Origin of the sequence: Myxosarcina sp. GI1 (assembly GCF_000756305.1) — a bacterium.
Classification (GTDB): domain Bacteria; phylum Cyanobacteriota; class Cyanobacteriia; order Cyanobacteriales; family Xenococcaceae; genus Myxosarcina.
In genome coordinates, this window is record NZ_JRFE01000061.1 from 74,376 (window position 1) to 85,603 (window position 11,228).

The following is an 11,228-nucleotide window of genomic DNA, read 5'->3' on the forward strand; positions in this document are numbered from 1 at the left end:
GAGTTAGCAACCTTTTGGTAATACCTCTTGTCTACGAAAGCGAAAAAAAGCGGGGGAGGTCGCTTAAAATAAACTTATGTCAGAGTCAACCCCGCCCGTCACATACCAGCTAAAAATAGTATTAATCGGCATCAGTCCGATGATTTGGCGACGGATCAAAGTGAGTAGTGATAGCACCATTGCCGATCTGCACTACGTAATCCAGATTGTCATGGGCTGGAAAGAGGAACATCTACACCAATTTCTCATTCATGGCGTACATTATGGCATCAGTTACCCTAGCACTGGCGGATTTATGGGCAATGCTCATGAAATCAAACTATCCAAATTTGGTTTCAGAGAAAGAGAAAAATTCAGCTACGAATACGACTTCAATTGTAGCTGGAAGCATCAAATTAGAGTAGAAGCTATTTCGCCTGGTGAAAGCGATCGAGTATTGCCAGTATGTATTACAGGCAAAGGAAATTGTCCCCCTGAAAATTGTGGTGGTGCGCTCGGATTTATTTCTCTACGCCAACAACACAGTCGATTTGAATTAGCAGTAGCGATGGATTTGGAAATTACTATTTCCTCGTTCTTGGTCAATTGAATCGATTTTGCACTGGTCGTTTTGGCGTAGAAAACACCAAGCTTCTGCTCGCCTTTTTCATTATCGCAAACGAGGTCGAGCACCCTAGCTTCTATCTACAACTGTAGAGCGAAGGTGGAATAGAAGAAATCGCCAATCATAGAGAAGAATTAAAAGAACTTCATTACTGGGCGACAATTAACGACAAAACAGACTGCACCAAAATAAACAAATTGCTGAGTCAGTACGCTACAGGTGATGAAGCTTGGAAAGATTGTCTCAATCAAACAATCACAATAGGATGAAAGTAACAGTACAACTGGTCATAGAGTTAGAAAATGATAATACCTCTCAAATCTTTAATGTCGGAGAATGGCAAAGAGATGAACCCTTTCAACCATTAAACTTAGGATTAGCTCTGGCAGAATCCAAACAATTGCTCAAAAACATCCAACGTCCATCCTCATATGTTGAGGCACGCCTGTGGGTTTTATTTGGCAAGTCGAGGATATGATACTAGGGCTATCTAGGCATATCTTGGTCATCGAAATATTCAGCGACGAACTTTGTTCGTCCCATGCTGAAAGCATGGACAAATCGAAGATTTGTGTTCGCTATACGGAATTATCTCCAAAGCGGTTTCAAGATTTCTGGCTGGATTAATTATGGGTAGCGATAGCCCGTGGAAAATTTGTCGCGATCTCTATCTCCCCCGCTTTTTTTCGCTTTCTCGAATAAGTCCATCGTTCTCACGGATATTTTTGCGCTTGATGTAAGATGTGGAGAGTTTCTACTCTATTATCTCTCAGCCGATAAATGATTATACAAAGTGTTTTATAAATATAAGGCTTCTTCTCGCTGTAGGTATCCAGTTTCTAACCTCGTACCCGTTTGGAATAAATTGACCGTAGAGCAAACTGTGGAAGCAGTTAGTTAAAAAAATGAGTATAGTTAGTTAAGTTAGAAACAAACACTCAAAATTTATCCAAACACATCTAACAAAATTAGCATCAAGGTTCAATTTATTATTCTCAAAACAAAATGTAAATTCTAAAATTTTATTTCATTTTTAATAAATATACCCTAACGTTAGGGTACAAATGAGTAGATTAAAGCAACTATTGAGCTAGGCTTAATGACAGAGCAATTTATAATTACTAGTTTGTCTTCAACAGGAACGGGAAAGACCACGCTGATGGTGCATTTAGCTTATTTGCTAGTGCAAAATGGTTTGTCTGTGGCTTTAATTGAGCTTGATAATAGAAATTCTTTTCATGATTGTTGCGGTTTACCTAAACCTTCTCCAGAATTTAGCACTGCTTCAATTCTTGTCGATAGCTTTCAAGGAAATTATCCTTTTTTGCCTTTGTGGAAAGAAACGCTAAAAGAAAAAGCAGTCGTATGTCAAGCTGAGAGAAATTCTTTGGAGTCAATATCCAGACAACTTACAGGAGATCCATTTGGTATGTTTCGCTTAAGAGAATGTTTGGAAAAATTTCCTTTATCTCATGATGTCATCTTAATCGATGCTCCAGGTCAACAAGGTCAATTATCATTAATGGCACTATGCGCGGCAACTCATCTAATAATATGTGCTGAAATGACTCAAAAATGTATCTCTGATATTAATGCTTTATTTGAATGGTTGTATAAATACAAAACTTATCTTAAATCCACACCAGAAATCCTCGGCATACTACCATGTAGATACGATCACAACGCAGCTATTCAACGTAATACATTAAATCAATTTCCCGCATTTGCTCAAAAATTCAGCACTGTATGTTTTAGTCCCATCCGTCAATCTTCAAGATTCTTTAATGCTTATGCAATGGGACTGCCTGTTTTTCTTGATTCCCCTGGTTCTACACCTTGCTATGACTTTACTGAAGATGGTCATTTGTTTAAAAAAATTAATCAATCAAAGTTAAAAGGACTAGATGGAAAAATGCTTCAAAAGCTACCTGCAATTGCACCTTATGTCATTAATGCAATAAAAAATTAGAGTTAGTAAAAGAAATGGTTAAACGACAAATTAATTTGGAAGAAACTTTCGAGAGTGCCCTGCAAGCTAGAGAAATTCCTCTTCTACAACAAGAAAATGAAAAACTCAAACAACAGTTAGAACAAGCTTATCAGCAAAAAGGAATTGAAGATGTTCCTCTATCACAAATAAAGCCTAATCCAAAACAGCCTCGAAGTTCTTTTTATGTGGTAGAGGAACGCAAAATAAGTATGGCTCAGGTAGGACAAAAAGAGCCTATAATTTTAGTTTCTCCGCCACATACAGATGGTTATTTGATTTTTGATGGTGAATGTCGTTGGCAGGCAGCAAAACAGCTAAATTGGTCAACTATTAAGGCAATCATTATTGATTACAATGCAGCGACTTTTGACGACGATGTTTTTATTGCTGCCATTAGTAAATCAAGTATTAATTCTCTCGATCTAGCGGATTCTTTATTAGAAAGAATTGAATCTAAAACTAATACTCTAACAAGAGAAAAAATTCCTACTATTCTTAATACTACGATCGTTCGACTTAAACGCCAGGGTAAACAAAAAGTTTTAGGAAATATACTTAAAAATGAAACAGATATTCAACAGCAACTTGAAGAATTAGGTTTATCCGAGTCAGAAAGACTAACTTGTCAGATTATCCTTGACTATGGATTTAATCCGCTTTCTGTCAATCAAAATTATTTTCCTATGCTCAAGCTGGCAGATGATATAAAAGAAGCGATACGCAATCGAGGTTTGAAAGATGCGCTAGCTAAAATCATTAATAAAGTAAAAGCTCAGAAGCTAAATATCTCAGAACAGAAAGCAAGAAAGTTACGACGTAATTTAATCGATGCCGTTATCAAGCAAGATCTTTCTCTAACTCAGACCAACAAAAAATTAAAAGAAATTATTGCCCAATTTCAACCTGCTCAAACTCAGCCATTACAGTTGACTAAAGAAGTAAAACGATGTATTAAATCTTTAGAAAACATACAAATAACTAATCTTGATGAATTCAATCGACAAAATTTAATTGCTATCATGCAAAAAAGTTTGACAGAGCTACAGCAATAATAACTTCGTTATCTTGGAAAAATGGTAAAGTAACTTTCTACCCTAATTTCCAGCAGAGGAAAGTCTAAGAACCTATCCCACTAATCCATTTTTGTGGTTTTCGAGCGGTTTAAAATCGGAAAATTGCCAAAGATATAAGAGCGAACTAACGATTTTTTGTGTTCGAGATTGGTGTCAGACTAATAGTGGGTTAGGTTCAAGCGCATTTTCGCTTGTAGATGAGTCAGCCATAAGTTTCCCCATCGATTCTAGCTGCGTTCGATTAAAGTAAAACTAGACCAGAGGGCAGGATGATTGTCGAGCATAGAGATAAGATCGAGTTGTGCTTGACGCAGAGCCATATCAAACGGTAGTTCATCTTCAATAGCGTAATGGTAAAATTTTTGCACTAACAAACTTGCCTGTCGATCGCTAAGTGACCAAAGACTCCCGATAATGGTTTCAACCCCAGATCTCAGTGCCACACCACTCATTCCCAAAGTAGCTTTTTCATTACCTCTAGCAGTTTCACAAGCACTCAAAAATAGCAGTCGAATCCGCTCGTCGTAATTTAAATTACGCTCTGATAGAACAGTTTCTAGTTCGGTAAGAGCGATTTTATTATTCCATGCCTGTAAAAATGAATCACTCAAAGTTCCAGCAAAAGTCCCATGAGTTGCTATATGGATTAGATTGCCGCGATTGCTTTCTGTCCGATTGACAAAATTATCCAAACTAAAGCGATGATTTAGGTAACTGTCTGTACGAGGAATCAACCGACTAATACTTTCTAATTCCTCATCTACATAGGGCAAAGGCGAAAATTCAGACACCCCCTCACTCAAGCCAAATAGCAAAGCTTTGTCAGAAGTTGGGAAATTTGGTTGCACATCTGCGCTCAAATCTAATCCTAAAGAGTTAGCGATCGCATAATTAAAAATCAGATAGTTGTTGCCGTCGTGAAGAGCAGACATCGGTACGTTTCGCAGTATGCCGTCATTTACGAAAGTTAACTTTTGGATCTTGTATTTTACGAGATCTGCCTCAATTGGTGCGAGCAACAATTCGTATAGCTGTCGCGACCGCAATATATAGTTATCGTTTTCTTGTTGTTCCAAATCGTATCGCCACTGCCGAATTATTTTTTCCAGGTTTGGCTTCGATATAGAAATCCGTCGAGCTTGAAGCGAACCGTCTGGCAATTGCAGAATTATGTAAGTTTCTCGCTCTAGTATTATAGTCGTAATCACAGCGGTCTGAGCATTAGCAGTTTTTTGACTCTTGGAGTCGCTTGTAGCATTAATGCTTAGGCAATTATCACGAAAGAAATTTTCAAGTTCGCTTAATTGTAGTAACTGTCTAATTTCCAGGACACGAATGAGATTCTGGCGAGAATTATTTTTCTTTAGTAGCAACTCTAAATATTCACGGTACATAGGTTCGATATCGAATTGAAAATTAGCTGCTAGTTCTTCGTTATTTGCCAGTTCGCGTCGAATAGATTGCAAAGCAGCGATCGCCTCTTCATAAGCAATGCTGGCGGCTTGAGTTTCGCCACGAGATTTATAGATTTTTCCTGCTTGCCACTGCCACCTATAAATTATATCGGGTGCTTGTGCTAGCTTTGCCGTGCGTATGGCTCGTTCGTTCCAAAATAAAGCCCGTGAATAATCGCTGTTTTCTTCATAGTATGTTGCTAAAGCTCCCAAGGCAAAAGAATGGACTCTATGAGAGAGCTTTTCCGATAGCTTGATGGCGGTGGTTAAATTGGCTAAGGGCTGATGAAGAGATGATAGTTCGATTAACAAATAAATTTTTTGCGCCGAGTCGGGAAGAGAGCGTAAAATACTTTCGGCTCGTAGCAGCAAGACAAATCGATTGGGGCTATTTTCGTTCAATTTGACTAGCTGGATTATAGCTCGAACAGATTCCAAGGATTGGCTGTCATACTGAATTCCCACTGCTTCCCTGGCAGCTTTAATTGCTAGGAATCGATTGTGTCGAGCGCGATTGGCAAATTTGTCAGCTTCAATATATTCTTCTCTTGCGGCGACCGAGGCTTTTTGTCGATAAAAATCGGCTCGCATCTGGTAAATCTTACTGAGGGCATTAAGAACAGATATTGCCAGAGGCGATTCTTCGCTATTTTGAATTGCCAAACTCTTCTGGTAGGCAGCAATCGCCCGCTCGTAATTTCTTTGGATGGTAAAAGTATCACCCAAAGTTAAAAATGCTACCGCCTTTAAAAACGAGGTTCGATCGAGATTGTTGGAAACGGAATTTCGCTCGATCAGCGAGATCGCCTCTTTAATCTTAGTTTCAGCTAATTGAGGTAGACCAAAATCATTATAGGCGCGAGCGAGATCGAGCGTTAAAGCTGCTAGATGAATTGAAGCTTCGTCGCGATACATTTCAATAGACTCTTTCCAGTAGCGAATAGCGGCGGCAGAATTGCCTAAAAGAAGTTCTACAGATGCCATATTTTCAAGTGTTGAGGCAAGCTGCTCTTTCTCTATCTCAGGCTGGCGTTTATTAATAGTTATAGCTTCGTTCCATTTTGCCAAAGCTCTATTGTAATTTCCCGAATCGTAATCTTGCTTTGCTTCTTCTAAAAGTATTTCGCTAGCTACTGGCAATTGTTTTTCTACTGCTGCTATGGTATCTTTGGGATTTAAAAGTAGAATGGCGAAAACAAATAGCGTGTGCCTGACGCGATTGATAATAGCATTTGTATGATTTTGCCAGTTCATAGACTTAGATTTGGCTGGAGATTAATTTTTTGTTTAATTCAATAAAACTAATAAAGGTTGGCTGTACGGCACTAATCGCCTGGTTTCTTTTGGATTTAAGTTTAGTCGGTGCAAGTGAGAAAAACTACAAACCATCAGAAAGTAGAAGTCAAGACCGCAGCGAATCTCGCCGAGCGGGAGGAGCGCGAGGCGGTTGCAACGCGCTCTTACCGACACTCGATCATACAGTAATTTTACTGGTTCCACAAGAACCTCTTGCTAGCACTCTAAAATCCCATCCTACTTTTTTTTGGTATGTCGCGGAAGAGGTGAATTTGCCACTGCGTTTTACTCTATTGGAGTTAGGAGAAAAACCAATAATCGTCAAAAATATAAGCCGTCCAATTTCGGGCATAAATGCTTTTAAGCTGCCCACTAGCATTCCTCCGTTAAAGAAAGGTAAGACCTATCGTTGGACGGTAACTATAGTTTGTAGCGATTTAATTCCTTCTAAAAATTTGTACGCTAAAGCTTGGTTAAAACGAGTGTCTGGTATTAATGCCAGCGAGATCTCTGAATACGCTTTCGGAGAAGTTTGGTACGACGAACTATCGACAAGCTATGAAAACGGCGATCGCCAAACTTTCAATCGACTATTAGAAGAAGTTAATTTAAGCGAATTGAACTATAATTTGAAAGTAAATTTTATAAATGTATCTCAATAGATTGATACTCTAATTGGCTAAAAGTGCATTAATGTTTATGAAGTTATACCAAGAACTCGCTGAAACGTCATGTTATTTATTAAGTTAAATTTGTGACAAGGTTCTATCCTCCTCTAACAGCTATAGCGATTGGTTTTGTTATCTCCATTTTTTCTGGTGCGGGCAGTGTCCTACAAGGTTTAGAGCATCAGCTTTACGATAGTTTTCTAAAATTGAAGCCATCGACCAATTCTTCCGAACCCTCGGTAATTATTGTTGCCATGACCGAGACGGATATCGCACGGTATGGCTTCCCTTTGGAGGATATAACTCTAGCCAAAACTCTCAAAGAAATCAAGCGACAAAATCCTAGTGCTATCGGGCTGGATCTGCACCGCAACGATAGTGTCGGACATGGTAAAACTCAATTAGAGCGAATTTATCAAACTACAAAAAACTTAATTGGGATAGAAAAAACTGACGGTGGAAATCCAGAAAATATTTCCATATCGGCTCCTCCAGTTTTGAAAAAAGATAGGAGAACGGGAGCAAGCCAACTAATTGAAGATAGTCTCAACGGTATGATTCGTCGGGGATACCTGTATGTCAATAGTTCTAAAGAGAAAGAACCGCTACCCAGCCTGGGATTGGCAGTAGCTTACCAGCACCTACAAAGATCGGGAATCTATCCTGAAGGATACGGTTCTCAAAATTCTCTCAAGCTAGGCGAGGTAGTATTTCCAAAAATTACTATAGATTATTTAGATGAAAAGCGTTGTTTGGCAGAATCCGACAGAGATTTGCCAGATTTACTATCCCTACTGCTTCACCAAGCAAGCTGCATTTCTCTCAATCATTTATATAGAGCCGAGCAAATAGACGGCGACCAAATTTTGATAAACTTTCCCGCTGCCGTTCCTCTAATCCAAAAGATCGCGATTTCTAAAGTGCTAGAAGGAGATATCAAGCCAAATTTGTTCGAGAATCGGATGGTTTTTATCGGCTCTATCGCCGAAACCGTTGGCGATTATTTTCTTTCCCCCGTCGAATTAGCAAATGATTTCCCTGGAAACTACGGAGTAGAAATTCATGCCGCAATCGCCGCCCAAATTGTTAATGCCGTCGCACAGACAAGAATGAACGTCAGACTATCTTCAGCTTGGGAACAAAATACTTATATACTACTATCATTATTAATAGTTTCTGCTGTAGGATGGTACGCACTTGATAGGCAAATCTTTAAGCAAAAAAAACACACATTCGTTTTTTTGCTCGTTTTCGCGTATAGCTCTATTTTTATCCTCAGCAGTGGTTTCTTGGCAATTATGTTAGGTTGGTGGTTTCCTACTGCAACTAATCTCGTCACTTGTTTACTAAGTTTGAGTATTGTTTATGTTTTTTCTTTAAGAAAATCTCTTAATGAAGAGAGAAAAAGAAGAAAAGCATTACAGGAGATCGTTCTCACACAGCAGCGTTCTAAGGTGTTTAGCTCTCTCTCTTTTCAAGTTGCTCATACAGTAAGAAACAAAATTAATAGTATTTCTGGCTGCACGTATAATTCAATATTAGCTGTCCGAGAGCTTGGCGAGCTACTGGATGAATATATAAATCTGTTTTTAGAAGAAGAAGAAAGAGAAGAAATCAAAAGTTCTTTGGAATATTTAACTGAAAAATTAAGAACAATAGACGAAAATAATTTGATAATAGCTAATGAAATCAAGAAATTATACAAGGAAAGAAATGACCTTAAAAAAGTTTTAGAAAGTAATAGTAGTAATAAGTTAAGCAATTATTTCAGTTTTCAAGTTGTTGACTCTATTAACCGCGTTTTAGAAAACATTAAAAGCAAATATAATCTGCAAGAAACAAATAGACGTATCGATACTATTAAAAATTATAATAAGGCAGATTTACAGGGAGTGACAATACCTATAGAAATAGAGAACGCTATTGAAAACATAGTAGATAACGCTTTTTACTACTTACTAGAAAAACAAAAAAAATCGATTTTTTTAGATTTAACTGTTACAATAACAGTTGTGAAAAATTCAAATACGACTATTACAATAAAAGATAATGGTATTGGAATACCATTATCCAACCGCCAAAAAATTTTCACAGATTTTTGGACGACAAAACGAGAAACAGAGGGGGAGTTAGGAATGGGTTTAGGATTGTATTTAGCAAAGGAATGGATAGAAGCGTATCGAGGAACTATAGAAGTTGATTCAGTTGTTGGCGAGTATACTGAGTTTAAAATTGTATTACCAAACTGATATTAGTTTTTGAGAATTGGTATTAGTTATTTAGCAAATTCTTTTGTAATTACTCTACGTTAATAATTCTCTGAGTTTAGAAATCTTCAATTTATTTGCAATGCAGTTAGTTCGAGAAATTCCAGACATAAAACATGATTTTATTAATTTATCTCACGCTATTCAAGATGGAAATATCGATCGAATAAATGAGTCTCTTTATACTATTAACGAAAAACAAAATCTGAAACATAATTAAATACTTATTTCCAAAATAGTAACTTTATCTGATACTGAGACATCCATTGAATTCACATTGCTTACAGTTGTTTGAGCATCTTTACTTGTGTGAGGGTCGTATACTTTCGCCTGTTGTATATTGCTGCCAAAATTTAAAGTCAGATTTTTGGCAGGTACATTGATGTTGGAATTGGTATTGAGGTCGTAACCAGGCACTTCTTGCCATAAAGCTAGATAATATCGCCCATCTTGTTTTTGCAGTAGAGTTTGATGAATATCTTTAGCATCTCCGCCAATTGCCAAGTCTAAAGAACCAGAGCCTCCCGAACTACCCACACCGCCTGAATCTAAAATATCAATCATATTTTCGATCGCCACAAAGCCAGGTTTTTTAGAACCATCCGCCCGTAGTAAGCCAAAGTTAAATTCTCTGCTATCACTGGCGCGGTCGTTAATTAATTCATAAAGATAGGTTCGTTCGATACCCAGATTGAAATATTCTAATAGTAGTCTCGGTAAATATTTACCAGCAGCTTCTTCCGATATGCCTTTGGGATCTTGCACAGAGTTAAAGTAGCCAGTTTCGGTGACAATCAGGGGTTTGTCTGCGCCACTATTCTAATAGTAGTCTCGGTAAATATTTACCAGCAGCTTCTTCCGATATGCCTTTGGGATCTTGCACAGAGTTAAAGTAGCCAGTTTCGGTAACAATCAGGGGTTTGTCCCCACCAGCCAGCTTGTAGTAAATAGGTAAATGCCAGAAAAGCTCGTCATTATATGGGTTTAAACCAGAGGGATAGTGATGGGCATTATTGAAATCGGCTTTTACTCGTCCCAACTCTGCTACGTCGGTTTTAACTCCGAAAGCATTGGACAAGCTAGGAGCAATTACTGGAATATTGGCAGTATCTCGGTCGCTTTTTATTGCCTGATAAAGATCTGCTTGATAGTTACTGAGTCCATTGGGAAAGTTTTGTCCTTTGTAAGTTTCATCCCTGGTATGATTCCATTCATTTGGTCCTTCTACCGACTCGATCGCCGCTCCGAATTCTTCTACTAGCTCGACAGACTCATCAAGACTAAGTTCTTCAGGGTTCATGACTAAATTAAATTCCATTCCCAGTTTTGCCAATTCCTTGAGCCTACTAATAGTTGTATTGTCATCTGGTCTAACACTAGTTCTTACATGACGAACATCTAATTCATCTAGCCTGGGTTTGATAACCGAATCGAAATTACCATAGGCAGTTTCTCGGTTTCCTGCTTGAACTATAACTCCTATTGAGTCGAGGAAGTCGTCGGTACTGCGAGCTTTAACGTTACTCATATTAACGTTATTAGTGTCTTGTGTTTCAACGGCGTTGAGGACAGAAGATTTACTTTCAACAGTAACGTTTTCAACTTTATTGTTTTTGTCATTTACGCCATCGTTTACGTTTTTTTGCTCGAACGCTAACCAATTAAGGTTAAAGTAACCACTATCACCAACTTCTAGAAGCAGAATTTTATCCTCGCCACCATCGAGTTCGACATCTTGTAGCTCTATTGTCTGCCAATTTTGCCAGCCCCCCGTTCCAGTAACGGTAACTTTTCCAAGCAATTTATCATCTAGCTTGACATTTATTGAACCAGAAGTATCATTCGGTGCGGCAACTCGAAATTTTAGGTCGTATGT

General features: G+C 38.1%; 8 protein-coding genes and 1 pseudogene. 6 read left to right on the plus strand and 3 right to left on the minus strand.

The features are described from left to right. The first annotated feature begins 76 nt into the window (after nt 1–76). The 4 genes and pseudogenes from KV40_RS30935 (at nt 77) to KV40_RS30950 (ending at nt 3,646) form a co-directional block, all read left to right on the plus strand. Entirely contained in the window at nt 77–589 is a 513-nt protein-coding gene (locus KV40_RS30935; protein ID WP_072013953.1) for a plasmid pRiA4b ORF-3 family protein, read from the plus strand. 434 nt (nt 590–1,023) lie between these two features. Beyond that, nucleotides 1,024–1,095 (plus strand): annotated as a pseudogene (locus KV40_RS37545) (integrase); the annotation flags it as partial. 608 nt (nt 1,096–1,703) lie between these two features. Then, on the plus strand, nt 1,704–2,573 hold the full coding sequence (locus KV40_RS30945) for a ParA family protein (RefSeq protein WP_036489478.1): 870 nt from the start codon (nt 1,704–1,706) through the stop codon (nt 2,571–2,573). Between the two features lie 14 nt (nt 2,574–2,587). Then, on the plus strand, nt 2,588–3,646 hold the full coding sequence (locus tag KV40_RS30950; RefSeq protein ID WP_036489480.1) for a ParB/RepB/Spo0J family partition protein: 1,059 nt from the start codon (nt 2,588–2,590) through the stop codon (nt 3,644–3,646). Nucleotides 3,647–3,894: 248 nt separating this feature from the next. Here KV40_RS30950 and KV40_RS30955 read toward each other — a convergent pair whose 3' ends face one another. Continuing rightward, nucleotides 3,895–6,375 (minus strand): CHAT domain-containing protein, encoded by a 2,481-nt coding sequence (locus tag KV40_RS30955; RefSeq protein ID WP_036489482.1) that lies wholly within the window; start codon nt 6,373–6,375, stop codon nt 3,895–3,897. A 29-nt stretch (nt 6,376–6,404) separates the two neighbouring features. Between KV40_RS30955 and KV40_RS30960 the strand changes: the two genes are divergently transcribed. After that, complete coding sequence (locus tag KV40_RS30960) at nt 6,405–7,079, plus strand: DUF928 domain-containing protein (protein WP_036489484.1); 675 nt, start codon at nt 6,405–6,407, stop codon at nt 7,077–7,079. Between the two features lie 92 nt (nt 7,080–7,171). Further along, entirely contained in the window at nt 7,172–9,334 is a 2,163-nt protein-coding gene (locus tag KV40_RS30965; RefSeq protein WP_036489486.1) for a CHASE2 domain-containing protein, read from the plus strand. 234 nt (nt 9,335–9,568) lie between these two features. Here the strand turns inward: KV40_RS30965 and KV40_RS30970 are convergent, their stop codons facing one another. Together KV40_RS30970 and KV40_RS30975 are read right to left on the minus strand one after the other, a co-directional pair. Then, nucleotides 9,569–10,117: a hypothetical protein gene (locus tag KV40_RS30970; protein ID WP_036489488.1), complete on the minus strand. Its 549-nt coding sequence runs from the start codon at nt 10,115–10,117 to the stop codon at nt 9,569–9,571. Nucleotides 10,118–10,166: 49 nt separating this feature from the next. Beyond that, a partial coding sequence (locus KV40_RS30975) for a carbohydrate-binding protein (protein ID WP_036489490.1) occupies nt 10,167–11,228 on the minus strand: 1,062 nt, incomplete at its 5' end.